The following is a 26,331-nucleotide window of genomic DNA, read 5'->3' as shown; positions in this document are numbered from 1 at the left end:
TGTCAGACCTCGAAGTTGATCATCTTGCGCATCACCAGGATGCCCATGAGCATCCAGATGCCGGAAACGCCAAGAATGAGGTGACCGATGCTCGTGGTGAACAGCGGCATGATGTAGGTGGGGCTTGTGACATAGACCATGAAGGCGACGATGAAGGGCAAGGCGCCGATGATCACGGCGGAGGCTTTTGCCTCCATCGACAGCGCCTGCACCTTGGCCTTCATCTTCTTGCGGTTGCGCAGCACGCGCGACAGATTGGACAGGGCCTCCGACAGATTGCCGCCGGCCTGCGCCTGGATCTGGATGACGATGCCGAAGAAATTCGCCTCCGGGCATGGCATGGTTTCACCCATGCGCATGCAGGCTTCCGGTGTCGACATGCCCATCTGCTGCGATTCGACGATGCGGCGGAATTCAGTCTTCACGGGCTCGCGCGCTTCAGACGCAATCAACCGGATGCCGTCATTGATCGGCAGGCCCGACTTGACGGCGCGGACGATCACGTCGAGCGCATTGGGAAATTCGTTGAGAAACGCCTTGACGCGACGCTTGCGCTTGAAGCCGACAAACCAGCGCGGAAGGCCCAGAATGCCGACCGCAAGCGCGCCCGGCAAAACGACGAGCGGCGCTCCGAGCACGAAGACAATCAGCGTGAAGACCAGGCCGCTGACAACCGACATGATGTGAAACCGCTCGACGGTGACCGACATGCCGGCCTGCCGCAATTGCATTTTCAGCGGCGGCTTGCGGATCTTGCTGTCGCGCGACTTTTGCCGGTCGTCGAGTTCCTTCAACGAATCCTGGATGGACTTGCGCCGTTTGGCGACCTCGGCGACGCGGTCGCGAGACGCCTTGACCACAGCCCGGTCGGTCTGCGCCTTCTTGATGGTTTCCAGCCGCCGATCGGCCTTGCGCTCCTCGGCGATGCTGTTGAACATGAACGCATAGGCCACCGCACCAGCGCTGCAGCCGGCAAGAGCGATGAAGGCAATCATCATGATGTCGAGACCGAACATGTTTCAGGTCTCGCTTCTGCGTTGCATCGAGGCATCCACCATGGCTAGTCCGCCTTCTTCTCGATGGCTTCCAGGGCTGCCGCAAGGCGCCGGTCTTCACCATAATAGCGCGCGCGCTCCCAGAAATGCGGCCGGCCGATACCGGTCGAAACGTGTTCGCCGAGAATGCGGCCGTTCGCATCCTCGCCCTTCATGTCGTAGAGGATGAGATCCTGGGTGATGATCACATCCCCTTCCATGCCGATCACTTCGGTCACATGGGTGATGCGCCGCGAACCGTCGCGCAGGCGGGCGGCCTGAATGATGATGTCCACCGAGCCGACGATGATCTCGCGCACCGTGCGCTGCGGCAGCGCGAAGCCGCCCATGGCGACCATGGATTCGATACGGTTCAGACACTCGCGGGGGCTGTTGGAGTGGATCGTGCCCATCGAGCCGTCATGGCCGGTGTTCATCGCCGAGAGCAGATCGAACACCTCGGGGCCACGCACCTCACCGACGACGATCCGCTCGGGACGCATGCGCAGGCAGTTGCGCACCAGGTCGCGCATCGTCACCTCGCCCTCACCCTCCAGGTTCGGCGGGCGGGTTTCGAGACGCACCACATGCGGCTGCTGCAGCTGCAATTCTGCCGAATCCTCGCAGGTGATGATGCGCTCATCCTTGTCGATGAAACTGGTCAGGCAGTTGAGCAAGGTGGTCTTCCCCGAGCCCGTGCCGCCGGAAATCAGCACATTGCAGCGCACCCGGCCGATGACCTTCAGGATCTCGGCGCCCTCCGGCGAGATGGCGCCGAAACGGACCAGCTGGTCGAGCGTCAGCTTGTCCTTCTTGAACTTGCGAATGGTCAGCGAGGCGCCGTCGATGGCCAGCGGCGGCGCGATGACGTTGACGCGCGAGCCGTCCGGCAGGCGCGCGTCGCAGATCGGGCTCGATTCGTCGACACGCCGGCCGACCTGGCTGACGATGCGCTGGCAGATGTTGAGCAGCTGCTGGTTGTCGCGGAAGCGCACATTGGTCTGTTCGACCTTGCCGTTGACCTCGATGTAAACCTGCTGGGCGCCGTTGACCATGATGTCGGCGATCTCGTCGCGGGCCAGAAGCGGCTCCAGCGGACCGTATCCCAGAACGTCGTTGCAGATGTCCTCGAGCAGTTCTTCCTGCTCGGAGATCGACATGGCGAAATTCTTGATCGCGATGATGTCGTTGACGATATCGCGGATTTCCTCGCGCGCGCTGTCGGGAGCGAGGCTGGCCAGCTGCGACAGGTCGATCGTCTCGATCAGCGCCGAGAACACCTGGCTCTTGGTATCATAGTAGGATTCGCTGCGCGTACGCGACGGTGCGGGCTGACGCGCGGCCGGCTGCGGCATGGATTGCGACATGAGTTGCGGTGCTTCGACCCTTGGCGGGGCCGTGGGTGTTGCGGGCCGGGCGGCCTGTTCCTGCGTGTCCGGCCGTTCTGCGGCTGGCCGCTCCGGCGCCAGCACATCCGTTCCGGCACTCTCGAAGGCCTGGGGAGCCTGAGTGTGGGGCGTTGCGGGATGCCCGCTGCTATTGCCGCGCTTTCCGAACATCGACTGCTACCGATCCGCCTCAGCTCTTGCGTTTCAATCGTTCCAGCATGCCGGACAATCCGGCCTTCTTCTTTGCCTTGATCTCGCGACGCCCGGTCAGGATGTGCGCCAGGTCATTGATCGTCTCGACAATCGGATTCTTGGCATCCATCTCGCCAAGCATCCGACCGTTGTTGGCGGCATTGCCGAAGAATTGCGGATCGAACGGGATCGCCGCCAGCGGCGTGACGCCGAGCGGTTCGCTGAAGTCCTCCAGCGAGATTTCCGGCCGTTTGGGAATACCCGTCTGATTGAGGATCAGCTTCGGCGGCTTGTCGTTCGGCCGCAGCTTCTTCAGCGTGTCGATCAGGTTCTTGGTGTTGCGCAGATTGGCGAGATCCGGCATCGCCGTGATGACGATCTCGTCGGCGCGCGCCAGTGTCGTCTTGGTCCAGCCGCTCCAGATATGCGGGATATCGAGCACCAGCACGGGCGCGGTGCGCTGGGTGGTGTCGATGATCTGTGCAAAGGCCTCGGCATCGAAATCGTAGACGCGATCGAGCGTCGACGGCGCTGCCAGGAGCGACAGGCGCTCGGCGCATTGTGCGAGAAGCCGGTCGAGATAGACCTCGTCGATCCGCTCGGGCGAGAACACCGCCTCGGCAATGCCCTGGGCCGGATCCTGGTCGAAATTGATGTTGGCGGTGCCGAAAGCAAGGTCGAGATCTGCGACCACAACCTCACTCTCGAACAGGTTGGAAACCGCCCAGGCGAGATTGTGCGCCAGCGTCGAGGAGCCAACGCCGCCCTTGGCGCCGAGAAAGGCGATCGACCGGCCAACGGGCTCGGCGTCGGGGTCAACGAAGATGTTGGCGATGACGCTGACGATGTCGGCCATGGAGATCGGCGCGACGACATATTCGGAGATGCCGGCCCGCATCAGTTCGCGGTACAGCCAGACATCGTTGTAGTGGCCGATGATGACCACTTTGGAACTTGGATCGCAAACCTGGGCAAGCTGTTGCAGGGAGGCGACCATCTCCTTTGGCTCGCTGGACGATTCGACAATGATCAGGTTCGGCGTGGCAGCCGTCTGGTAGAATTCCACCGCCGTGGCGACGCCGCCCATATGCACCTTCAGATGCGCCTTGGCCATGCGGCGGTCTTCGCCGGCCCGCTCGATCGGGCTGGAGACCGCTTCCGTCTCGCAGAACGCCTGGATCGAGATGCGCGGCACCGGGCGCAGGGTCTGCAGCACCGGCTCCGCCTCATGCGTCACGATCTCGCTGGGATCGGTTTCGTAGGCCAGATTGCTCATTTCATGCCCCTCGGTCGCACTAGCTGGAGCGCCGTGCGTCCATCCGGACGCTACTCAAGGACGCTCCATCCTGTTGTTTCTCCGCATCGTGCGGACGCCAGGTCACTCCACCTGACTGCAAAATGCCCTAGTAGTTGACTTCCCTGTTGCTGCGCATTTCCGTGGAAACCTTGCCAGGCTCGTAATTGCTGTCCTTCAGGCCCTTGTACCGATCGATGACACCCATGCGGTTTTCGGCATCGATTTCGGTCTGCTTGCGCGGACCGAGGAAATCGGTCGGATTGGCGACCTGGGCGGCGAGGTTGTTCTGATAGGAACAGCCGAAATTGGCGTGCAGCTTGTTCTCGGTCGTGTCCATCAGATCCGCCGGCCAGCGGCCGCACGGACCCGTCGAGGCCTTGACCACCGGATAGGAGATGCGGATCGGCGGAGAGGCGTCGGGAGACGGCGACTGATAAGCGAGAACGGCAATACGCTCGCCGGGAATGCCCTTGGCGCGCATGAAGCCGGTCATGTCCGAGGCGATGTTCGATGCCGCCAGCTCATTGGCGGAGCCGGCGGGAACGAGAACCGTCACCGGGCCGCCGGCGCGCGCATCGTACCCGTCGAGAAACCCAGCGAGCGTCGCGCCCTGATCGCGCGTCAAGCGCCGCGACGAATAGCCGACCGGAAGGTCGATCTGCTGCGTCGTTTCCGAAATGACGATCGGATGATTGGTGCGGTAGTCGTCCGGCACCGAGCCGACGGTGATCGAGTCGCGCTTGGCGAAGCTGCAGCCCGACAGAAGCGCCACGCCCGCAAGCGCCAGGATCGAGCCGGCCAGCCGCGATCGACCGGTCTGGGTACGCCCCATCTGCGAACGGTTCTGTCTCATCGTCACCAGCCCCGACATCACCAACCCCGACATGGCTTTTCCCCGCTCATTTGTAGATGTAGCCGACAACGCCGTGATAGCGGCCGTTGGGCAGATTGGTCTTCATCGTTCCATAGACGCGATTGACGCGGCCAAGGAACATGCCGGCGCCATCGCTGGCGGGCGTGAAATTGTCATCCGGCTTGGCAAGCGCCACGCGCGCGGTCGGCCGCGACAGGAACGGCGTCACGATGATGACGAGCTCGGTCTCGTTGCGGACGAAATCGCGGCTGCGGAACAGCGTGCCGAGCACCGGCAGCTTGGACAGGCCGGGCACGCCATTGAAAGCCTGGCGCACATCGTCCTGGACGAGACCGGCGATCATCATCGAACCGCCGGACGGCAGCTCGACCGTCGTGTCGGCAAGCCGCTTGCGGATCGAGATGGCGTTCATGCTCGAAGCGTTGCGGTAGCGCTCGCCCCGGCCCATGCCGGAAAAGAAGGACTGCGAACCCTGCATGGTCGGTTCGGAGACCTGGGTGCGGATCTTCAGGCTGATGCGGCCGGCGGAGAGCACCGTCGGCTGGAACTCGAGCCCGATGCCATAATCAATCTTCTCGACTTCATATTTGAGACCGCCCGTTTCGCCATCGACCTCCTGGGCCACCACTAGGTTGAACTCGCCGCCGACGCGGAAGACGGCCTTCTCACCGGAGACCGCCGTCAGCGCCGGTTCGGCCAGTGTCTTCATCACGCCGGCCTGCTCCATCGCGTTGACATAGGCGTCGATCAACGAGCCACCGAGCGAGAACTGCGTCGGCGAAAGCGGTTTACCCAAGCCGAACGCATTGTCGGCGACAGCGCCCCAGGAGATGCCATCGGCGCTGCCCGAGCCGATCATGTTGACGCCGAGCTGCTTCATGACCGAGCGGCTGACCTCGGCGACCGTCACCTTCAGCGTGACCTGGTCCTCGCCGATGATCTTCAGCATGTTGACGATCCGGCTCTGCTGGCGCTTCTGGTCGGGGTTGTTGATCGCCACGCCACCGCCATCGGTGGGCGCTGCGGCACTCTGCGAGTACTGGCCGGTCGTCGCTTCACCGCCGGTAACGAAGATCTGCGCCAGCTGTGCCGCACGTGAGGCGTCCAGCGGCGTTTCCACCGTGCCGGTGAGAACCACGTTGTCGTTGATCAGCTCGACATCGATCTCGGAGTTCGGAATGAAGCGCTTGAGGTAGTCTTCAAGGCCGGCGACATCGCGTTCGACCGCAACGTCCAGGCTGGCGATCTGCTCGCCATTGGCGCCGAAGACGAAGATGTTCGTCTCGCCGACCTGCTTGCCGAAGAGGTAAATACGCCGCGCCGTGCGGGTGACGGCATCGGATACCGACGGGTTGGCCACCAGAATGTCATAGGCATCGCTGGGCAGGTCGATCACCAGCGATTTGTTCAAACCGAGCTTGACCCGCTGGCCCGTACCCTGCCCACCGCGTGCCTTGACGACGCTCTGTTCGGCATGGGCGACGCCCATGTGCAGCGTCATATCCGCCGCCAGCAAAGTCGCGCAACCGAGAAGCAGGCGCGCTGCGATCCGGTTTCGGCGGTTGGTCCTGGCGAACATCCTCATGGCTAAACCCGTGCTGCTCGACGCCTTCATTTCCGCGTTCCCACTTCGGTGACTTCGCCCGATTTGATCAGGCGCACACTGTTGCCCCGTCCCGCGCCCGAGACGAGATAGGAAGCCTCATCCTCCGGCTGCACGTTGGTGTCGGTGATGGCGCGCAACGAAAGCGTCAGGCGGTCTGCCATCTGTTGCGCCACCGTGATGATTTCCGCCTGTTCGGGAGACAGTTCCAGGGTGGCGGTCTCGCCGACCTTCACGCGGCGTCCCTCTTCGTCTTCCTGGATCGTCTGGTCGATCGCCAGAACCTTGATGTTCTTGAGGATCGTTTCGGTGATGAAGCCGCCTGTGGTCGCCGCCTCCTGCGCGCGCCGCGTCATGATGACGTCGACGAAATCGTTCGGCAGGATGAAGCCGCCCGCCGAGGTATCGGCGGCGATCTGCGTGGCGACGGCCCGCTTGCCGGTCGGCAGGATCGCCGACATGAAGCTCATTCCCTCGCCGATCAGCTTGGAGCGGCGCAGGGGTTCGCCCGAATAAAGCGCGACGCGGGCAATCGAGTTGCGCAATTCGTCCAGCGCCTGCGGGCTCTGGTCGCGGGTGATGAAGTTCGCGTTGACATTGTCGGCAGGCCAGGCCTCCCAGCTCAATGCACCGGCAAGCTCCGTGCCCATCGGAACATCCTGGCCGAGCATCAGCACATCCACCAGATCGACCGCCGGTTTCTGCGGCCCCGCGTCGGCAATCGGCTGCTCGGGCGCCGAGGTCGTCAAATTCTTGGCGACGTAGCCGGCGCCGAGGGCCGCCAGAACGGCGACGCCCAATATGACGATCCGGGATTTGTTCATGACCGCGCCCCTCGCACTCGTATTTCCCCAACGTGAGGCGGAGAATGGGGCGGCAATCGTCAAATTACGGTTAACGATAACCTTACGATCGTGATTAATTTAAAGTTTAACGATCATGGCTGGCATCATTCCCGCATGCACGGAATTGCCCCGGTCGGCGCGGGATTTTGGCGGTCAGGCATGGATCCTCGGGTCAAAGCCCGAGGATGACGAGTGGTGGGGAGAAACGATGCCGATCGTCAGCCTCGGCGACGGACACGAACGCTTACGCAATTCGTCATCCTCGGGCTTTGACCCGAGGATCCATGCCGGAACGGCGCACCTTTGCGCCGGCAAACCTGCTCAGAGCGCGGAGAGCCGCTCCAGCGACCATTGCATCAGCGGCGTTTCCGGACATGTGATGAGACCGGACAGGCCAAGGGCGATGCCGTAGGGAACGCCGGTCTTGGCGTTGGCGAAATGACGCAGAAACGTGTTGTTGCCGGTGATCAGCGCAAGCGGCGAACCGCGATAATAGAGAATGGCCATGGTGAGGGCACCGCCGATCAGCGACGCGACCACCAGATACTGGATGAGACCCGGCGCGAAGCCGAACCAGACCGCCGTTGCAGCCAGAAGCTTGGCGTCGCCGCCGCCCATGCCGCCCATGGCGAACAGCCCGAAGGTGACGGCCAGAACCAGCGCACCGGCGGCGAAGTGCATGCCATAGGCCGCCCAGCTCATGCCGGTCAGCGGCGCGATCACGGCGAAGGCCAGGAGAAGGATGACGGACACACGGTTGGCAATGGTCATCGACAGCATGTCGGACACCGCCGCAAAGGCCATGCAGAAGGGGAATATGACGAAGATAGCCGCTTCAAGCATTTTTATGCCACCCGGTTTTATTCGATTGATAGGCCATGCGCCTTAAAACTTGGTGAAGCTGCGACGGGCGCGGCTCCCAAATAGAAAAGCCGCCCCTTCGAGAAGGAGCGGCTTCGATGCGATTTGCGGTCTGAACTACTGGTTGGCAGTCGTCAGTTCGCCGCCGATGGTCCCGAACGTGGAACCGACCTGCGTGCCGATGGTGCGGGCGCCGGCAATGATGCCGAGCGCGATCAGGGCGGCCAGCAGGCCATATTCGATAGCCGTGGCGCCGGACTCGTCTTTCAGGAAACGTGCAAACAGATTAGCCATGAGAAGTACTCCTCTTCCGCGTTTTTGTTAACAGCAAGACCGTCAACGTTTCTTGGTGTGTTGATCGGATGGGCTGACCATACGGGGAAGCTCTTTCGGCTGGCTTAAGAAACACAATTACCAAAACCTTTCCGGACCGAAGGCGCGCCATTGGTTAACGGGCGGCTAAGGCGGCGGAGCGGTTTCGTGTCCGATTTGATGCGCGTGTATGTATAGAGGCTCTACCGCGGTTTGAGCGCGTGCCTGCCGTCGCCCCCGCCACTGCAAGGTGTCGGCGTTTAACGCTTGGTTCACCAATCCCGTTCATAGTCTCTTCAGCTTGAAGTGGGGAGCCGGGCGATGCGTACCGCATTCTTTCAGACCAGATTTGTGTTTCGGAGCGCCGTGTTCGCTGCCGGCCTGCTCGCCACGGCCAGTCTTGCCCGCGCGGAAGCCGGGATCAACGTGGTGATGAACCAGGCCAAGATCGTCAAACTGTCGCGCGCTGCCGACACGATCGTCATCGGCAATCCCGAGATCGCCGATGCGGCGGTCCAGGATGCGAGCACCATCGTCTTGACGGGGAAAGGCTTCGGCGTCACCAATCTGGTGGTGCTCGACATTGACGGGCAACCAATCGTCGATGAGCAGGTGACCGTCAGCCGGCAGGCGGCGCAATCGGTCCGCATCTATCGCCGGGCGAACATCCAGACCCTGTCCTGCACGCCCTATTGCGAGAGCTCCTACAAGACAGATGCCGAGCGCACCTCTGAAGTAGAGATGGGCGCCAACCAGTAAGCAGGCGAAACTCCTGGCGGGGACTGTGGTTTCACGGAACGTGGAACGCGCATGGTTCGTGAAGTCCTAACTTTCCGATGGCATTTTGAGTGATCCGTAAAACCGGAATGCAACCGGAACGCGCTATCCTCATGCCATTCATCTTTCCTCCTGCGGGGCTTGGACATGGGCGGCAACGAGACGACACCGGCGAAGGGCGCGACGCCCAAGCGTCGGCTATTGCAGCGTTTCATAAAGAACCGGGATGGGGTGACGGCGATCGAGTTCGCCTTTCTCGGCCTGCCCTTCTTCCTGCTGATCTTCGCCATCCTGGAAGCCTGCATCGCGTTTGCCGCGCAACAGTTGATCGCCAATGCGACCGACGATGTCGCGCGCCAGTTCCGCACCGGGCAGGTGCAGGCCAGCGCCCAGTTCGATGAAGCGAGGCTGCGCCAGATGATATGCGACCGTATATCGATCCTCGTATCGAACACCTGCCCTGGGCTATCCGTCGATCTGCAGCAATTCGACACGTTCGAGGATGCCGCCAAGACGACGATCGGCTTCAACCTTGACGGCAGCATCAAGACGAAGGTCGACCTGGGTCCCGCGCTGACCAAGAACATGCTGCGTGTCTTCTATCGCTGGCCGATTGTCACCAACCGGCTGGCCGAGACCCTGCCGGACGGCAAGATGCTGCTTTTCTCCTCCATGACCTGGCAAAACGAGCCCTTCTAGGCCTGCAACGGACGATCAGGGAACAAAACAATGAACAACGAACCGATCTTGTCCAACCGTGGGCCCAATCATGGGTGGGGCGTCTTCAACGCATTGCGCCGCTTCATACGCGACCGGCGCGGCGTCGCCGCCATCGAGTTCGTCTTTATCGCTCCGGTGCTGTTCGGACTCTATTTCCTGACAATCGAATTCGCGCAGGCGATCGACACCAACAAGAAGGTGAGCCGCGTGGCCAGCATGGTCGGCGATCTCATCGCCCAGCAGCCGTCGATCACGCCGGGCGAAGTCGACGCGGTCATGAAGATCGGCGAAGCGCTCCTGACCCCCTACAAGCGGTCGCAGCCGAAAATCATCGTCACGGCGATCGAGGTCACGGACGAACCCGCACCGAGGGTCAAAGTCGTCTGGTCGCGCCAGCTGGTCAACGGCACAGCGAGCAAGGCCCTGCCGGTGGGCAGCACCACCACCGTGCCTGACACACTGAAGGTCAGGGGATCCTTCTATGTGCGCGCCACGGCCGACCTCGGCTACAAGCCGATCATCACATGGTCCAAGAGCGGCAAGGAAGGCCTTGGCCTGACGGCGATGCTCGGCCTCGACAACATGCAGATGAGCGAGCGCTACTACCTGCGCCCGCGCATGAGCAACGCCATTCCCTGCCCGAACTGCTGACGAATTGCGCGCTTTGCGCGGCGAAAAGCGCCACGCGTGGCCAGCTTATACGGCTGGCTGATTGCCAAGCCCGCGCCGCGCTTTTATGTCTGGGGCATCCGCAGCAATGATGTTGTCCCAAATGGCGCGTGCATTCCTCTTCGTCCTCGATTCCTTCGGCATCGGCCATGCGCCCGACGCGGCGGCCTTCGCCAGCGCCGGCGCCGATACGTTCGGCCATATCGAGGCGGCCTGCGCGGAAGGCCATGGCGACCGCGACGGCGTGCGGCGCGGCCCGCTGATGGTTCCGCACATGAAATCCCTTGGCCTGGCCCATGCGGGAGCGCTCGCGGCAGGGCGGGATTTGTCGCATCTGCCCGTGGCGCACGGTTTTCACGGCGCGGCAAGCGAAACCTCGCGGGGCATGGACACACCCTCCGGCCATTGGGAGATCGCCGGCGTGCCGGTGTCGTTCGAATGGAGCTATTTTCCCGAAACCAAGCCGACCTTCCCGCCCGCGCTGACGCAGGCGATCATCGAGAAGGCGGGCCTGCCCGGGATCCTGGGCGATTGCCACGCCTCGGGCACCGAGATCATCGCCCGGCTGGGCGCCGAGCACATAAGCAGCGGCAAGCCGATTTGCTACACCTCGGCCGATTCCGTGTTCCAGATCGCCGCGCATGAGACGCATTTCGGCCTGGAGCGGCTTTATGCCCTGTGCGAAATCGTCCGCGTCCTGGTCGACCCGCTCAACATCGGCCGTGTCATCGCCCGGCCCTTCCTCGGCGAGACGGCGCGGGATTTCGAACGCACCGCCAACCGCCGCGACTATGCCGTGCCGCCACCGGAGCCGACGCTTCTCGACCGGGTCGAGGCGGCCGGCGGGCGCGTCATCGGCATCGGCAAGATCGGCGACATCTTCGCCCATCAGGGTGTCAGCGAGGTCAGGAAGGCAGCCGGCAACATGGCGCTGTTCGAAGCGACGCTGAAGGCCATGCGCGAGGCGCGCTACGGCGACCTCGTGTTCGCCAATTTCGTCGATTTCGACACGCTCTACGGCCATCGGCGCGACGTGCCCGGCTATGCGGCGGCGCTGGAAGCCTTCGACCGCCGTCTGCCGGAGGCGCTGGCATTGCTGCGCGAGGGCGACATGCTCATCCTGACCGCCGACCATGGCTGCGACCCGACCTGGAGCGGCACCGATCACACACGCGAGCGCGTGCCCGTCATCGGCGCGGCGCCTGGCATGAAGGCCATCTCCGTCGGCATCCGCCCGACTTTCGCCGACATGGGTGAAACCGTGGCCGAACATCTCGACCTGCCGGCCGGCCGGCACGGCACCTCCTTCCTTGACGAGCTTGCCAACGATGCCTGAGTTGCCCGAGGTCGAAACCGTGCGGCGCGGCCTGCAGCCGGCCATGGAAGGTGCGCAGATCCAGGACGTGGAGCTGCGCCGACCGAATTTGCGCTTTCCCTTCCCGCACAACTTCGCCAAGCGGCTTGCCGGACGGCAGATCGTCGCGCTCGGCCGGCGCGCCAAATATCTGCTCGTCCATCTCGACACGGCTGACGTGGTGCTCTGTCATCTGGGCATGTCCGGCTCGTTCCGCATCGCCTACCAGGACGAGGAAACGACGCCCGGCACCTTCCATCACGAGCGCTCGAAGGCCGAGAAGCACGATCATGCGATCTTCCACCTGACGGCGGTCGGGGGGCGCCAGCTGCGCGTGGTCTACAACGATCCGCGCCGTTTCGGCTTCATGCTCCTGCATGAGGGCGGCGCGCTGGACAGCCATCCACTTCTGGCCGGGCTCGGGGTCGAGCCGACGGGCAACATGCTGGACGGCGTTCTTCTGGCGGACCTGTTGCGCGGCCGGCGCGCACCGCTCAAGACCGCGCTGATGGACCAGCGGCTGATCGCCGGGCTCGGCAACATCTATGTCTGTGAGGCGCTGTGGCGGGCCCGCCTGTCGCCGCTCCGCAGCGCCGAGACGGTGGCCCGTAAGGCGGGTGCCTCCGAGCGCAGCCAGCGGCTCGCCGAAGCCATCCGCACCGTTATCGCCGAGGCCATTGCCGCCGGCGGCTCGTCGCTGCGCGACTACGTGCAGACAGACGGCTCGCTCGGCTATTTCCAGCACCGCTTCAACGTCTATGACCGGGACGGTGAAGCGTGCCGGCGCGAGGAATGCGGCGGCACGGTGCAACGCATCGTCCAGGGCGGGCGTTCGACCTTTTATTGCCCGGCCTGCCAACGCTAGACCGGTTCGGTGTTCCATAGAAACGCTGAACCGATCTATCTCATTGTTTTTCCGCATTTATGCGGGCGTCAGGTGATTCCACCTGCCTGCAAAATGCTCTAGACGCATCAGGAATATGGAGAGGAACACGACCAATGGCCTATGAAACGATTTTGGTGGAAACGCGCGACCGGGTCGGCCTGGTGACGCTCAACCGGCCGAAGGCGCTCAACGCGCTCAATTCTGTGGTGCTGAAGGAAGTCGTCGCGGCGATGCAGGCGTTCGACGAGAACGCGCGGATCGGGGCCATCGTCATCACCGGTTCGGAGAAGGCGTTCGCCGCCGGCGCCGATATCAAGGAGATGCTGCCGAAAAGCTATATCGACGCCTATATGGAAGATTTCTTTGCCGGCTGGGAAGGTCTTACGCGGGTGCGCAAGCCGGTCATTGCCGCCGTTGCCGGCTATGCGCTCGGCGGCGGCTGCGAGCTGGCCATGATGTGCGATTTCATCATCGCGGCGGAGAACGCCAAGTTCGGCCAGCCGGAGATCACGCTCGGCGTCATGCCCGGCATGGGTGGCTCGCAGCGCCTGACCCGGTTCGTCGGCAAATCGAAGGCCATGGACATGTGCCTGACCGGCCGGATGATGGACGCGGCGGAAGCCGAGCGCTCGGGCCTCGTTTCCCGTGTCGTGCGGCCCGGCGAGCTGATCGAGGAAGCGCTGAAGGCGGCGGAGACCATTGCCGACTTTTCGCTGCCGGCAGTGATGATGACGAAGGAAGCGGTCAACCGCTCCTACGAGACGACGCTGGCCGAGGGCCTGCGTTTCGAGCGGCGGGTGTTTCATTCGATGTTCGCCCTCGACGACCAGAAGGAAGGTATGGCGGCCTTCAGCGAGAAGCGCTCGGCGAACTTCAAGAACCGTTGAGCCGTGGGAGCGCCGGCGTACCGCCGCTCTTCGCTTTCGGATAGGGAGCTTTCGCCATCACAGGCGTTGACGCGCCGGAAAAGCTCCACTATAAGCCGCCACGACTGTGGTGGCCCTGCGGCTGCCCTTTTTGTTTTGCGCCCGAGAGCCTTTCGCACCGGGCAATGACCATAGAAATAAGTGAGGATCCATGGCCAACACTTCTTCGGCCAAGAAAGCGGTTCGCAAGATCGCCAGCCGCACCGCGGTGAACAAGAGCCGCCGCTCGCGCGTGCGCAACTTCGTGCGCAAGGTCGAGGAAGCACTGGCTTCCGGCGACAAGGCTGCGGCCGAGACGGCCTTCAAGGCAGCCCAGCCCGAGCTGATGCGCGCCGCCACGAAGGGCGTCCTGCATCGTAATACGGCGTCGCGCAAGGTTTCCCGCCTGGCGCAGCGCGTCAAGTCGCTCGGCGCCTGATTCCCGACAAAACAGACGAATAAGCCCGGCGTCAGCGCCGGGTTTTTTCTTTATCCTGCAAGAGGTTGGCCATCCATGCGCGCATAGCGTGCGGAGCCGGCCTTTTTTGGTTTGCCGGCACAGCAGCCGGAAAATCGGTTTAATTTCGTCACATTACGTTCGGTCATTTTTGTGCTAAGCATGGATTTTCTGTTATCTATCAGATAGTTACAAGAGTTTATCCACAGCTTGCTCATGTCACACCGGGGTGCGCCATCATGCGCAAATGTCAAGCTTTTTTTTAGGATTTTTTTTCGCGCCAGCCAATCGGGCCGTGCATTCGGAAAAGGCTTTTGAATCCAAAAGGCTTATGCAGGCAGCGCGCCGAACGGGGCGATTTCCAGGCGGCGGAGAGAAGCAGATTCGAGAAAAAAGGATTAGACCCGCTCTTGCTCTTTCCACAGGGATTTCGCTAATGTCTGGCCATCGAGAGGCGTTCAGAGCCAGCGACTTCAAGCCAAAATCGGCACCGATTGCGACGCGGTCTTTTCCGCGCGCCGTGGTTCATTGCGCTCTCGAAAGCAGACCTTTTGGGCCTGCTCGTCGGGGATAAATTGTGGACGACTTTGTGTCTTGCGGCCATGCGAGCATGGTTGGTTGCGCTTGGCCGCAAAACAACTGGCGGTTGAGAAGATTATGTGAAACATAAAGTCGGGGCCGGACGGAACGTGGTAGAGGAGAGTGAAGCCGGAACGTGGTCGATGGCGACGACCAAGACGCATCAACAAGACAATCAATAAGGACCCCTGGTCAGGTAGGAGCCGGTCGAGAGACTGTCGCAAGACAAGTTGCGAGACCGCTTCAAGACAAAGTGCCGGCCGGGAAAACGCCATTCGTAAAAAACAGGGACATGAGGAATGCAAAGCGGCGCCGAAAGGGAAGTTACGGGGGGATTTTCTTTTCAAGAGCAATTGTCTCAGCAAGAAGCCATTGAAAAGGCAGATACAGTCACAAGCCGGAGCGGCGGAGAGACCCAGATGGGCATCCAGGCGGAAGCCAGCACCAATTCCGGCGCATCCGAGATCGTCTTCGAGCGCGTGAAGGCACAGATCAGGGCGCGCCTGGGCAGCGAGGTCTATTCGAGCTGGTTCGGCCGCATGAAACTGATGGAAGCATCGAAGGGCGGCGTGCGGATCTCCGTGCCGACCGCCTTCCTGCGCTCCTGGATCAACGGCCATTATCTCGACCTGATCACCGAATTGTGGAAGCAGGAAGAGCCGGAGATGCTGAAGGTCGAGATCGTCGTGCGTACGGCGACCCGCAACGTGCGCCTGCCGCAGGAAGCCAAGCCGCCCGTGGCGCGCAAGATTACCAGCCGGCCGCAGACGGCGCTGGCGACGGGCACGCTGTCCGCATCGCACGGGCCGCGCGGCGCCATGGTGCAGAGCGCCGAGGTGGAAGGCCGCTCGAACATTCTGGGTTCGCCGCTCGACAGCCGCTACACGTTCGATTCCCTGATTGAGGGACCGTCGAACCGGGTTGCCTGTGCCGCGGCGCGCACGGTGGCGGAATCCGATTCCAATGCGATCCGCTTCAACCCGCTGTTCCTGCATGCTTCGGTCGGCCTCGGCAAGACCCACATGCTGCAGGCCATCGCCGCCGAATCCCTGCGCCGCAAGCCGCAGGCGCGCGTGGTCTATCTGACGGCGGAGTATTTCATGTGGCGCTTCGCCACGGCGATCCGCGACAACAATGCGCTGACGCTCAAGGAGCAGCTGCGCGACATCGACCTCCTGATCATCGACGACATGCAATTCCTGCAGGGCAAGTCGATCCAGAACGAATTCTGCCATCTGCTCAACATGCTGCTCGACAGCGCCCGGCAGGTGGTGGTGGCGGCCGACCGTCCGCCCTCCGAGCTGGAATCGCTCGAGCCGCGGGTCAAATCGCGGCTGAATGGCGGCGTCTCCCTGGAAATCGGCGCGCCGGACTTCAGCATGCGCCTGGCGATCCTCAAGCAGCGCCTGGCAAGCGCCCAGGCGGAAGACGCCTCGCTCAACATTCCCGAGGAAATCCTCGTGCATGTAGCCCGCTCGGTGACCGGCAGCGGGCGTGAACTGGAAGGCGCGTTCAATCAGCTTCTGTTTCGCCAGTCCTTCGAACCGCAGATCACCCTCGACCGGATCGACGAGATCCTCGGCCATGTCTGCCGCGCCGGTGAGCCCAAGCGGGTCCGCATCGAGGATATTCAGCGCATCGTCGCTCGCCACTACAATGTCTCGAAGACCGAGCTCTTGTCGAACCGGCGCACGCGCACCATCGTCAAGCCGCGGCAGGTCGCCATGTATCTGTCGAAGGTGATGACCCCGCGCTCCCTGCCCGAGATCGGCCGCCGCTTCGGCGGGCGCGATCACACGACCGTGCTGCACGCAGTGCGCAAGATCGAGGGCCTGACGGACGGAGACCGGCAACTGGCCCAGGAGATCGAGTTGCTCAAGCGGCTGATCAGCGACCAGGCGTAACGCATGGTGCAGCCGGCAATGCGACCCGGCTGCGATAGAAGCGGACGGGTCAGGCGAGACGAGGTCGCCTGACCGCTCCACCCGCCCTCTCTCGGGCGTTTTCCCCAGAAAGGCAGGACAAGCGCGGCTTCGCCCGATCACGGGCTTGCCTTTCGTCTTGATTTCCTGTCAGTTTGTTGAAAATCAAGCCTGTTCAAGGCTGTCTCGGGGCGTGCCTCACGCCCGTGGAACGATACTTCATTCAAGTGAGATCAATCGGTCATGCGTGTTATTCTGGAACGCTCCACCCTCCTGAAATCCCTCAACCACGTGCACCGCGTGGTCGAGCGACGCAACACCATACCGATCCTGTCCAATGTGCTGCTCAATGCAGACGGCGCCAGCCTGCAGATGAAGGCGACGGACCTCGACCTGGAGGTGACCGAGGCGGCGGCGGCGACGATCGAGCAGGCCGGCGCCACCACCGTGCCGGCGCATCTGCTCTACGACATCGTGCGCAAATTGCCCGACGGCGCCGAGGTGATGCTGAAAACCGATGAGAGCGGCAATGCCATGTCGGTGGTTTCGGGGCGCTCGAACTTCCGTCTCCAGTGCCTACCGCAGACGGATTTCCCGGAACTCTCCGCCGGCAATTTCTCGCACATCTTCCGCCTCGATTCGACGGCGCTGAAGGATCTGATCGAAAAGACGCAGTTCGCCATCTCGACGGAAGAGACGCGTTACTATCTGAACGGCATCTTCCTGCATGCGATCGAGGATGGCGGCGCGCTTAAGCTGCGCTCGGTGGCAACCGACGGACACCGGCTGGCGCGCGCCGAGATGGAAGCCCCGGCCGGTTCCGAGGACATGCCCGGCATCATCATTCCGCGCAAGACGGTCGGCGAGTTGCAGAAGCTCGTCGATGATCCGGATGTGGCTGTCACGGTCGAACTTTCCGACAACAAGATCCGCTTCACCATCGGCAGCGTCATCCTGACCTCGAAGCTGATCGACGGCACCTTCCCCGATTACCAGCGCGTCATCCCGACCGGCAACGACAAGAAGCTGATCATCGACCGGCAGAGCTTCGCCGCCGCCGTCGACCGCGTTTCGACCATTTCATCCGAGCGCGGCCGCGCTGTAAAGATGTCGATCGCCGAAGGCCAGGTAACGCTGACGGTGAACAATCCCGATTCCGGCAGCGCCACGGAAGAGATCGCCGCCGACTATCAGTCGGATCCGATCGAGATCGGCTTCAACGCCCGCTACCTGCTTGATGTCGCGGCGCAATTGTCCGGCAGCGAGGCCCGCTTCCTGCTGGCCGATGCCGGCTCACCGACCCTGGTTCAGGACGAAGGCGACGAAAGCACGCTGTATGTCCTGATGCCGATGCGCGTGTAGAGGCGCGCCACCGAGAAAGCCTTGGCAGACCAGACAGAGGTGAAAGGGCAAGCAGCCCAGACCCATATCGCCAAGCTGAGCCTGAGCGATTTCCGCAATTATCGTGCCCTGTCGCTGGAGCTCCATCCGGGCGCGGTGGTGCTGACGGGCGAGAACGGAGCCGGCAAAACAAACCTCCTGGAAGCCGTCTCATTTCTTTCTCCAGGCCGCGGATTGCGGCGCGCCACGCTGGACGATGTGGCGCGCACCGGCAGCGAGACCGGGTTTGCCGTCCACATACGGCTGGAAGGCGCCTTCGGCGATTGCGAGATCGGAACGGGAACCGCGGGTGTGGCCAACGGCGCAGACGCCGCTGGCCGGCGCGTGCGCATCAATGGCGAGACGGCGCGCTCGGCGGATGCGATGCTCGAATGGGTGCGCGTGTTGTGGGTGACGCCTTCCATGGACGCGCTGTTCACCGGGCCGGCCAGCGACCGCCGCCGCTTTCTCGACCGGCTGGTGCTGGCGATCGATCCGGCGCATGGTCGCCGCGCCCTCGACTATGAGAAAGCCATGCGGGCGCGCAATCGCCTGCTCAGCGAGGATTCACGCGATGCCGGCTGGTTCGATGCCATCGAAACGCAGATGGCCGAGACCGGCGTCGCCATTGCGGCGGCGCGCGCCGAAATGGTGCGGCTCATCGCGGCGATGAATGAGCGCCTGCCTGAAAACGGCCCATTCCCGAAGGCCGAAATCGCCCTGGAGGGGACGATCGACGCAGAGATGGGCCATCGCCCGGCGGTCGATGTCGAGGAGATGTTCCGCGCCTTGCTGCACGACCAGCGGCACCGCGACCGGGCGGCCGGGCGCACGCTGGAGGGGCCGCATCGCAGCGAGCTTCTGGTGCGGCACGCGCCGAAGGACATGCCGGCGGCGCGCTGCTCGACCGGCGAGCAGAAGGCGCTGCTGGTCGGCCTCGTGCTGGCCCATGCGCGGCTGACGGCCGAGCTTTCCGGCAATGCGCCGATCCTGCTTCTCGACGAGATCTCGGCGCATTTTGACCCGGACCGGCGCGCCGCCCTGTTCGCCATTCTCGAAGAGCTCAATTGCCAGGCCTTCATGACCGGCACGGAGGCCAGCCTGTTCTCGGCGCTCGAGGGGCGCGGCCAGTTTCTCTCCGTCTCCGCCGGCGCGGTCACGCCCGGCCCCTGATACCAAGGAAGACACAACCCCGCACGCGGACTATGCTCGCCTCATGACACAGCAAGCCTCGCCACCCCTCTCCGACCTGGAACTGGAGCGTTACGCGCGCCATATCGTGCTGCCGGAAATCGGCGGCGCCGGCCAGCAGAAGCTGAAACGCGCCCGCGTCCTGGTGATCGGCGCCGGCGGCCTTGGCGCGCCGGTTCTGTCCTACCTGGCGGCGGCCGGCATCGGCACGATCGGCATCGTCGATGACGACACGGTGTCGCTGTCGAACCTGCAGCGGCAGGTCATTCACGATACGGACGGCATTGGCCGGGCAAAGGTGGAGAGCGCGGCGCGGAGCCTGGCGCGCATCAACCCGAATATCCGCGTCGAAACCCATGCGCTGCGCCTCGACGCGGACAACGCCGGAGCGCTAATCGCCGCCTATGACCTGGTGGTCGACGGGTCGGACAATTTCGCCACGCGCTACCTGCTGGCCGACACCTGCGCGGCCGAGCATCGTCCATTGGTGACGGCGGCGGTCGGCCGCTTCGACGGGTCGCTGACGGTGCTGAAGCCCTTCGCCAGGGATGCGGCCGGCAACGCACAGCCCGGCTACCGCGACCTGTTTCCCGAGCCGCCGCCGGCCGGCCTGGTGCCGAGCTGCGCCGAGGCCGGCATCGTCGGCGCGCTGACCGGCGTGATGGGCACTCTGCAGGCCATGGAGGTGATCAAGCTGGTGACCGGGATCGGCGAACCGCTGATCGGCCGCCTGCTGCTTTACGACGCCCTGTCGGCACGCTTCGACACTATCAAGTATCGCGCTGCGCGGCGGTAGGCTTTTTGCGGACCGCTGGCGTCCGTCAGTGCCGTTCCGGCATGGATCCCCGGCTCAGGGGCCGGGGATGACGAAGGCGGGTTGGCCGACGTCAGTCCTCGAACTCGTTCAGCTTCACCATCCAGCCAGTTCGTCATCCTCGGGCTTGACCCGAGGATCCATGCCTGAGCGCACAAGAACCCGCCGACAAATCCTGCTTCCTGCCCACCAACTCCGTCACGCGCTGCGCGGCAGAACCCGGTCGGGCGGGCGGTGGCCGTCGAAGAAGGTGCGGATGTTGATGATGACCTTCTCGCCCATGTCGATGCGGCCTTCGATGGTGGCCGATCCCATATGCGGCAGGATGACGATCTTGTTGGTCTTGGCGAGCTTGAGAAGCTTCGTGTTGATCGAGGGCTCGTGCTCGAACACGTCGAGGCCGGCGCCGGCCAGCTTGCCTTCCTCGATCAGGCGGATCAGCGCGTCCTCGTCGACGACGTCGCCGCGCGCCGTGTTGACCACATAGGCCCGCGGCTGCATCAGCTCCAGCCGGCGCGCCGACAAGAGGTGGAAGGTGGCCGGCGTCGAGGGACAGTTGACCGAAATGATGTCCATGCGCGCCAGCATCTGGTCGAGGCTGTCCCAATAGGTCGCCTCCAGCTCATCCTCGATGGCCGGCGCGACGCGTTTCCGGTTGTGGTAGTGGATCGACAGGCCGAAGGCCTTGGCACGGCGGGCGACGGCGGTGCCGACACGGCCCATGCCGACAATGCCCAGCCGCTTGCCCCAGATGCGCCGCCCCAGCATCCAGGTGGGCGACCAGCCGGCCCATTTGCCGCCGTCCTTGAGAAGGGCCGCGCCCTCGGTCAGCCGGCGCGGCACGGCGAGCATCAGCGCCATGGTCATGTCGGCCGTGTCCTCGTTGAGCACATTCGGCGTGTTGGTGACGGTGATGCCATGCTTGGCGGCCGCGGCGACGTCGATGTTGTCGACGCCATTGCCGAAATTGGCGATCAGCTTCAGGCGCTCCCCGGCCTGGGCCAGAAGGGCTGCATCGATGCGGTCGGTGATCGTCGGGACGAGGACGTCGGCCTCCTTCACGGCAGCCACCAGTTCGGGCTGCGTCATCGGCTTGTCGTCGACATTCAATCGCGCGTCGAACAGCTCGCGCATGCGTGTTTCGACCTGGTCCGGCAGCTTGCGGGTGATGACGACGAGAGGCTTCTTCCTGCCGGTCATGGGTTCTCCAAAATAACGCCCTGTTGATACCTCTTTAACCAAGACGCGCGACACTTCAATGCCGTGCTGGGCCTCCCCCTGTCTATCAAGCGGGGGAACCCAAGACAAAGAAAAAGGGTGGGACCCGGGTCCCACTCAAACAGAGGTTCATCGGGAGTTCGCAAATGCCGGCCATCGCGCCATTCCGTTCAGTGTTGGTCGCCTTCGCCTTGACCGTTATAGGGGCCGCCATGATCGCGGCACCCGCAACGACCAAGGCACAGGCAAACACCGAATCGAATGTGAAGACGGGGCCGAGCGGCTTGCCGCTGCCGCGCTTCGTCAGCCTGAAGTCGGGGCGGGTGAACATGCGCGTCGGGCCCGGCATCAGCTACGCCGTCAACTGGATGTACCTGAAGTCCGGCCTGCCGGTGGAGATCATCCAGGAGTACGACAACTGGCGGCGCGTGCGCGACGCAGAGGGCGCGGAAGGCTGGATCAACCAGGCACTGCTTTCAGGCCGCCGCACCGGCATCGCCGCCCCCTGGTTCAAGGGCAAGCAAGCGGCGATCGAGCTTTTCGCCACGCCGCAGAAGGAAGCGCGCCCGGTCGTCCAGGTGGAACCCGGCGCCATCGGCTCCATCAAGGCCTGCAATGGCGATTGGTGCGAGATGGAGTTTGCCGGGTATTCGGGCTGGATCAACCAGTCGCTGGTCTGGGGCGCCTATCCGGGCGAGACCGTCAAGGAATAAAGATCCGGGGAAATCTCAGCGCACCTTGCGGCGCAGCCTCACGACGATGTCGACATTGGCGATCTCGGTGCCTTCCGGCGGCTCCGGCAGGTTTTTCACCTCGACGCGGCCCGATGGAATGTCGAACACCAGGTTCTCATCCTCGATGAAAAAATGGTGGTGATCGGAAACATTGGTGTCGAAATGGGTGCGCGCGCCTTCCACCTGGACAATGCGCAGCATGCCCGCCTCGGTGAATTGATGCAGCGTGTTGTAGACCGTGGCGAGCGATACGGAGAAGCCAGCGGCCTGTGCTTCCTCATGCAGGGCCTCGGCGGAAACGTGACGGTCGCCGGCGGCGAACAGAAGGTCGGCCAAGGCGATACGCTGCCGTGTCGGGCGTAATCCCGCCGTGCGCAACCGGTCTTCCAGACCCGGTTCTTGCCCGTTGTTCCCAGTCCTCAATTGATCGTCCCGTCCATTCTCGAATGCAGCCGCCAAAGCGGCAATCGGCGCGGCGCGCGGCGCTTTTCCTATCCCGATATATATTCCGTCACGGCAAAGCGATCAATAGCGGCGAATTCCCGCTGCCTGGGGCGTCGGGGCGTGGCAATTTCCCACAACGGCGGTTTCCAGCGGGAAACAAGCTGTGATAGGGAGTTTTGATAATCAAAAGAACGGATCCGGAAAGACCGGACCGCCGACGGGATGGCATTTCATGGCGCAAGCGAAAAACAGCTACGATTACGAAGACCTTCTGGCCTGCGGCCGGGGAGACCTTTTCGGCCCCGGCAATGCGCAGCTTCCGGCGCCGCCAATGCTGATGTTCGACCGCATCACCGACATCCAGGAAGAAGGCGGCGAGTTCGGCAAGGGCTATATTCGCGCCGAGCTCGACATCAAGCCCGATCTCTGGTTCTTCCCCTGCCACTTCATCGGCAACCCGGTCATGCCCGGCTGTCTCGGCCTCGACGCCATGTGGCAGATGACCGGTTTCTACCTCGGCTGGCTCGGCCTGCCCGGCAAGGGCATGGCGCTGTCGACCGGCGAGGTGAAGTTCAAGGGCATGGTCACGCCGAAGGTCAAGAAGGTCGAGTACGGCGTCGATTTCAAGCGCGTCATGCGCGGCAGGCTGGTGCTGGGCATTGCCGACGGCTGGCTAAAGGCCGACGGAGAACCCATCTACAGGGCAACCGACCTCCGGGTCGGCCTGGCTCAGCAGGAAGCCTGACATCAACTTTGAATGACGGCCGGCAATCCCGGCCAAGGAGAGCACATGAGACGCGTCGTCGTCACCGGCATCGGTATCGTATCTTCCATCGGCGACAATGCCGAAGAGGTCACCGCTTCGCTGCGCGATGCAAAATCGGGCATCAGCTTCTCGCAGGATTTCGCCGATCACGGCTTCCGCTGCCAGGTCTGGGGCGCGCCGAAGCTCGACCCGACGGAACTGGTCGACCGCCGCGCCATGCGCTTCCTGTCAAAGGGCGCCGCCTGGAACCACGTCGCCATGGAGCAGGCGATCGCCGATGCCGGCCTGGAGCAGGGCGACATCACCAATGAGCGCACCGGCATCATCATGGGATCGGGCGGCCCGTCCACCCGCGCCATCGTCGAAGCCGCGCAGACGACACTGGAGAAGGGCTCGCCGAAGCGCATCGGGCCGTTCGCCGTGCCGAAGGCCATGTCGTCGACCGCCTCGGCCACGCTCGCCACCTGGTTCAAGATTCACGGCGTCAACTATTCGATCTCGTCGGCCTGCTCGACCTCGGCGCATTGCATCGGCAACGCCGCAGAGATGATCCAATGGGGCAAGCAGGACGTCATGTTCGCCGGCGGCCATGAAGATCTCGACTGGACCATGTCCAACCTGTTCGATGCCATGGGCGCCATGTCGTCCAAGCACAACGACACGCCGGAAACGGCTTCGCGCGCCTATGACGTCACGCGCGACGGCTTCGTCATCGCCGGCGGCGCCGGCGTGGTGGTTCTGGAAGAGCTGGAGCACGCCAAGGCGCGCGGCGCGAAGATCTATGCCGAGCTCGTCGGCTACGGCGCGACATCGGACGGCTACGACATGGTGGCGCTTTCAGGCGAAGGCGCGGTGCGCTGCATGCGCCAGGCGATGGCCACCGTCAACGGCAAGATCGACTACATCAACACGCACGGCACGGCGACGCCGGTGGGCGATTCCGGCGAGATGGGCGCGGTGCGCGAGGTGTTCGGCAACGACATTCCGCCGATCGCCTCGACCAAGTCGCTGACCGGTCATTCGCTCGGCGGCGCCGGCGCGCAGGAATCGATCTACTCGATCCTGATGATGCAGCAGGGCTTCATCGGCGAGAGCGCCCACATCACCGAACTCGACCCGGAATTCGAGGGCATGCCGATCGTCCGCAAGCGCATCGACAACGCCAAGATCGACACGGTCCTGTCGAACTCCTTCGGCTTCGGCGGCACCAACGCCACGCTCGTGTTCCAGCGTTACGCAGGTTGATTTGATGGACGGTTTGATGAAAGGGAGGCGCGGCCTCATCATGGGGGTCGCCAACGATCATTCGATCGCCTGGGGCATCGCCAAGAAGCTGGCAAGCCAGGGCGCGGAGCTGGCCTTCACCTATCAGGGCGAAGCCTTCGGCCGGCGTGTCAAGCCGTTGGCGGAAGAGGCGGGATCGTCTCTGGTCCTGCCTTGCGACGTCGAGGACGAGGCATCGCTGGATGCGGTCTTCGCGGCACTGAAAGACGCGTGGGGCACGCTCGACTTCATCGTCCACGCCATCGGCTTTTCCGACCGCAACGAGTTGAAAGGGCTTTACGCCGACACCAGCCGCGAAAACTTTATCCGCACCATGGTCATCTCCTGCTACTCGTTCACCGATGTGGCAAGGCGGGCGGCGGCGATGATGAACGATGGCGGCCAGATGCTGACGCTGACCTATGCAGGCTCGACGCGCGTCATGCCGAACTACAACGTCATGGGCGTCGCCAAGGCGGGTCTCGAGGCGAGCGTGCGCTATCTGGCAAGCGACTACGGCCCGCGCGGCATCCGCGTCAACGCCATTTCGGCTGGCCCCGTGCGCACGCTGGCCGGTGCCGGCATTGCCGATGCGCGCTACATGTTCGCCTACCAGCAGCGCAACGCGCCGCTGCGGCGCACCGTCACGATCGACGAGATCGGCGGCTCGGCGCTCTACCTTTTGTCGGATCTGTCCTCGGGCGTGACGGGCGAAATCCACTATGTGGATTCGGGCTACAGCACCGTGTCGATGCCGACCATGGAAGAGCTGAAGCGCATGAGCGCCGCCACGGGCGACTGATGCCTATTTCTTCCGCGCCCACAGAACCTTGAAGACCGTATCGCGGCGCAGTTCGCCATGCGCCGCGAACTGCCGTTCGAGCGTTTGCTCATAGGGCAGCGGCCGGTTGGCGACCAGGAACAGCCTTCCGCGCGGCTTCAGCGCCTGGGCGGCGGCAGAGATCATCGCCTGTCCCATATCCGGCTCGGCCGCCCGGCTGCGATGGAAGGGCGGGTTCATGACGATGGCGTCGTAGCGCTCCGCGACCGGCTCGCCCAGGAGATCGTGCCAGAAGAAGCGGGCAGCCGTGCCCGGTGCCTTGGCGGCCATGTTGCGCCTTGCCGCTTCGATCGAGGCATGGTGCGCCTCATACAGATCGATGGCGCCCACCGCCGGGCACCGCCTGGCCGTTTCGACCGATAGATAGCCCCAACCGGCAGCAAAATCGGCCACCGTGCCCTTGAGGTCGTCGGGCAGGCACTCGGCAAGCAGCGCCGAGCCGGCGTCGATCCCATCGTCTGAAAAGCCGCCCGCCGCCGTTGCAAAGCCATCCACCTCACCCGCTGCACCCGACAGAGCGGCAAGCAGGCTTTCGTTCGGTCCTTCCGGGCGACGCAGCCAGAAAACGACGCCGTGATGCTTGGAGACATGATCCTCCAGCGGCAGCAGCTCCGCCATGCGCTTGCGCAGGCTGCCGCCGCCATCCTTCTTGGCACAGGCGGCGGCGATCAACGCGCCCGGGCGTGTGCGGCCGAGCGCTTCAGCCAACTGCTGCTCGTTCTCGCGGCGGTGCCGGCCGAGAAGCACCAGCGCCATGTCGTAGCCTTCGCCCTGCGGCTCCGGCGACACTGCGAAGCCGGCCCGCTGCAAGGCCAGATAATCGGGGCGAAACCCCTGCACGGCGGCGAGCGAGCCGGCGAAATCCGCCGGCAGGATCAGCCCACCCGGCGCGCCGAGAAACAAGACGCGATCATCAGCACGCGGCGGGTCGACCAGGCCGCGTTCGAAGGGAAACAGGAGGGTGGCGAGCGGTGCGTCAGTCATGATGCGGCTTTCGGATGCGAA

At 63.5% G+C, this 26,331-nt stretch carries 26 protein-coding genes; 15 read left to right on the top strand and 11 right to left on the bottom strand.

Annotated features, from left to right (window positions below):
- Window positions 1-2: 2 nt before the first annotated feature.
- The 8 genes from AB843_RS03215 to AB843_RS24775 all read right to left on the bottom strand — a co-directional run bounded on the left by AB843_RS03215 (window position 3) and on the right by AB843_RS24775 (window position 8,388).
- The gene (locus AB843_RS03215; protein ID WP_048645345.1) at window positions 3-1,016 is read right to left on the bottom strand and encodes a type II secretion system F family protein; all 1,014 of its coding nucleotides are present in this window, start codon (window positions 1,014-1,016) and stop codon (window positions 3-5) included.
- 44 nt (window positions 1,017-1,060) lie between these two features.
- The gene (locus AB843_RS03210) at window positions 1,061-2,593 is read right to left on the bottom strand and encodes a TadA family conjugal transfer-associated ATPase (RefSeq protein ID WP_048645344.1); all 1,533 of its coding nucleotides are present in this window, start codon (window positions 2,591-2,593) and stop codon (window positions 1,061-1,063) included.
- A 19-nt stretch (window positions 2,594-2,612) separates the two neighbouring features.
- Window positions 2,613-3,890, bottom strand: a complete 1,278-nt coding sequence (locus AB843_RS03205) for a CpaE/TadZ family protein (protein WP_048645343.1) — start codon at window positions 3,888-3,890, stop codon at window positions 2,613-2,615.
- 127 nt (window positions 3,891-4,017) lie between these two features.
- Window positions 4,018-4,797: a CpaD family pilus assembly protein gene (locus AB843_RS03200; protein WP_425286791.1), complete on the bottom strand. Its 780-nt coding sequence runs from the start codon at window positions 4,795-4,797 to the stop codon at window positions 4,018-4,020.
- Window positions 4,798-4,810: 13 nt separating this feature from the next.
- Entirely contained in the window at window positions 4,811-6,370 is a 1,560-nt protein-coding gene (locus AB843_RS03195; protein ID WP_048645342.1) for a type II and III secretion system protein family protein, read from the bottom strand.
- A gap of 26 nt (window positions 6,371-6,396) precedes the next feature.
- A complete protein-coding gene (gene cpaB / locus AB843_RS03190; RefSeq protein ID WP_048645341.1) occupies window positions 6,397-7,212 on the bottom strand; it encodes a Flp pilus assembly protein CpaB in 816 nt (271 codons plus the stop codon).
- Window positions 7,213-7,554: 342 nt separating this feature from the next.
- Window positions 7,555-8,076, bottom strand: coding sequence for an A24 family peptidase (locus AB843_RS03185; protein WP_048645340.1), 522 nt, complete (start codon window positions 8,074-8,076; stop codon window positions 7,555-7,557).
- A 135-nt stretch (window positions 8,077-8,211) separates the two neighbouring features.
- Window positions 8,212-8,388 (bottom strand): Flp family type IVb pilin, encoded by a 177-nt coding sequence (locus tag AB843_RS24775; RefSeq protein ID WP_082143631.1) that lies wholly within the window; start codon window positions 8,386-8,388, stop codon window positions 8,212-8,214.
- 339 nt (window positions 8,389-8,727) lie between these two features.
- On the opposite strand from AB843_RS24775, the gene AB843_RS03180 reads away from it, so the two are divergent.
- From AB843_RS03180 to AB843_RS03130, 11 genes are all read left to right on the top strand, one after another.
- Window positions 8,728-9,165: a pilus assembly protein N-terminal domain-containing protein gene (locus tag AB843_RS03180; RefSeq protein ID WP_048645339.1), complete on the top strand. Its 438-nt coding sequence runs from the start codon at window positions 8,728-8,730 to the stop codon at window positions 9,163-9,165.
- Between the two features lie 165 nt (window positions 9,166-9,330).
- Window positions 9,331-9,882 carry a TadE/TadG family type IV pilus assembly protein gene (locus AB843_RS03175; RefSeq protein WP_048645338.1) on the top strand — a complete coding sequence of 184 codons (552 nt, stop codon included), beginning with the start codon at window positions 9,331-9,333 and terminating at the stop codon, window positions 9,880-9,882.
- 30 nt (window positions 9,883-9,912) lie between these two features.
- Window positions 9,913-10,554, top strand: a complete 642-nt coding sequence (locus AB843_RS03170; RefSeq protein WP_048645337.1) for a TadE/TadG family type IV pilus assembly protein — start codon at window positions 9,913-9,915, stop codon at window positions 10,552-10,554.
- 121 nt (window positions 10,555-10,675) lie between these two features.
- On the top strand, window positions 10,676-11,908 hold the full coding sequence (locus AB843_RS03165; protein ID WP_048645520.1) for a phosphopentomutase: 1,233 nt from the start codon (window positions 10,676-10,678) through the stop codon (window positions 11,906-11,908).
- The gene (gene mutM / locus AB843_RS03160; RefSeq protein ID WP_048645336.1) at window positions 11,901-12,791 is read left to right on the top strand and encodes a bifunctional DNA-formamidopyrimidine glycosylase/DNA-(apurinic or apyrimidinic site) lyase; all 891 of its coding nucleotides are present in this window, start codon (window positions 11,901-11,903) and stop codon (window positions 12,789-12,791) included. The genes AB843_RS03165 and mutM overlap by 8 nt, the downstream gene beginning before the upstream one ends.
- A gap of 134 nt (window positions 12,792-12,925) precedes the next feature.
- A complete protein-coding gene (locus AB843_RS03155; RefSeq protein ID WP_048645335.1) occupies window positions 12,926-13,699 on the top strand; it encodes an enoyl-CoA hydratase in 774 nt (257 codons plus the stop codon).
- 190 nt (window positions 13,700-13,889) lie between these two features.
- On the top strand, window positions 13,890-14,156 hold the full coding sequence (rpsT, locus tag AB843_RS03150) for a 30S ribosomal protein S20 (RefSeq protein ID WP_048645334.1): 267 nt from the start codon (window positions 13,890-13,892) through the stop codon (window positions 14,154-14,156).
- A gap of 896 nt (window positions 14,157-15,052) precedes the next feature.
- Window positions 15,053-16,657 carry a chromosomal replication initiator protein DnaA gene (gene dnaA, locus AB843_RS03145; protein WP_082143630.1) on the top strand — a complete coding sequence of 535 codons (1,605 nt, stop codon included), beginning with the start codon at window positions 15,053-15,055 and terminating at the stop codon, window positions 16,655-16,657.
- Between the two features lie 261 nt (window positions 16,658-16,918).
- Entirely contained in the window at window positions 16,919-18,037 is a 1,119-nt protein-coding gene (gene dnaN, locus AB843_RS03140; RefSeq protein ID WP_048645332.1) for a DNA polymerase III subunit beta, read from the top strand.
- Window positions 18,038-18,058: 21 nt separating this feature from the next.
- Window positions 18,059-19,228: a DNA replication/repair protein RecF gene (gene recF / locus AB843_RS03135; protein ID WP_048645331.1), complete on the top strand. Its 1,170-nt coding sequence runs from the start codon at window positions 18,059-18,061 to the stop codon at window positions 19,226-19,228.
- A 43-nt stretch (window positions 19,229-19,271) separates the two neighbouring features.
- The gene (locus tag AB843_RS03130) at window positions 19,272-20,042 is read left to right on the top strand and encodes a molybdopterin-synthase adenylyltransferase MoeB (protein ID WP_048645330.1); all 771 of its coding nucleotides are present in this window, start codon (window positions 19,272-19,274) and stop codon (window positions 20,040-20,042) included.
- A gap of 216 nt (window positions 20,043-20,258) precedes the next feature.
- Here the strand turns inward: AB843_RS03130 and AB843_RS03125 are convergent, their stop codons facing one another.
- Window positions 20,259-21,260, bottom strand: coding sequence for a 2-hydroxyacid dehydrogenase (locus AB843_RS03125; RefSeq protein WP_048645329.1), 1,002 nt, complete (start codon window positions 21,258-21,260; stop codon window positions 20,259-20,261).
- A gap of 230 nt (window positions 21,261-21,490) precedes the next feature.
- Here AB843_RS03125 and AB843_RS03120 point away from each other — a divergent pair, with 230 nt between their 5' ends.
- On the top strand, window positions 21,491-21,991 hold the full coding sequence (locus tag AB843_RS03120; RefSeq protein WP_244467885.1) for an SH3 domain-containing protein: 501 nt from the start codon (window positions 21,491-21,493) through the stop codon (window positions 21,989-21,991).
- A 15-nt stretch (window positions 21,992-22,006) separates the two neighbouring features.
- On the opposite strand, the gene irrA is transcribed toward AB843_RS03120, so the two are convergent.
- Window positions 22,007-22,435 (bottom strand): iron response transcriptional regulator IrrA, encoded by a 429-nt coding sequence (gene irrA, locus AB843_RS03115; RefSeq protein ID WP_082143629.1) that lies wholly within the window; start codon window positions 22,433-22,435, stop codon window positions 22,007-22,009.
- Between the two features lie 253 nt (window positions 22,436-22,688).
- Between irrA and fabA the strand changes: the two genes are divergently transcribed.
- Genes fabA through fabI form a run of 3 tightly spaced genes read left to right on the top strand, consistent with a single transcriptional unit; the run spans window position 22,689 to window position 25,287 of the window.
- On the top strand, window positions 22,689-23,201 hold the full coding sequence (gene fabA / locus AB843_RS03110; protein ID WP_048645328.1) for a 3-hydroxyacyl-[acyl-carrier-protein] dehydratase FabA: 513 nt from the start codon (window positions 22,689-22,691) through the stop codon (window positions 23,199-23,201).
- Between the two features lie 45 nt (window positions 23,202-23,246).
- Window positions 23,247-24,467, top strand: coding sequence for a beta-ketoacyl-ACP synthase I (fabB, locus tag AB843_RS03105; protein ID WP_048645517.1), 1,221 nt, complete (start codon window positions 23,247-23,249; stop codon window positions 24,465-24,467).
- Window positions 24,468-24,471: 4 nt separating this feature from the next.
- Window positions 24,472-25,287, top strand: a complete 816-nt coding sequence (gene fabI, locus AB843_RS03100; protein WP_048645327.1) for an enoyl-ACP reductase FabI — start codon at window positions 24,472-24,474, stop codon at window positions 25,285-25,287.
- Window positions 25,288-25,290: 3 nt separating this feature from the next.
- Here the strand turns inward: fabI and AB843_RS03095 are convergent, their stop codons facing one another.
- Complete coding sequence (locus tag AB843_RS03095; protein ID WP_048645326.1) at window positions 25,291-26,310, bottom strand: class I SAM-dependent methyltransferase; 1,020 nt, start codon at window positions 26,308-26,310, stop codon at window positions 25,291-25,293.
- Window positions 26,311-26,331: the final 21 nt, after the last annotated feature.

Origin of the sequence: Nitratireductor soli (assembly GCF_001050155.1) — a bacterium.
GTDB lineage: Bacteria > Pseudomonadota > Alphaproteobacteria > Rhizobiales > Rhizobiaceae > Nitratireductor > Nitratireductor soli.
Note: the sequence above shows the minus strand (reverse complement) of the source record. Positions and strands in the feature narration are given on the sequence as shown.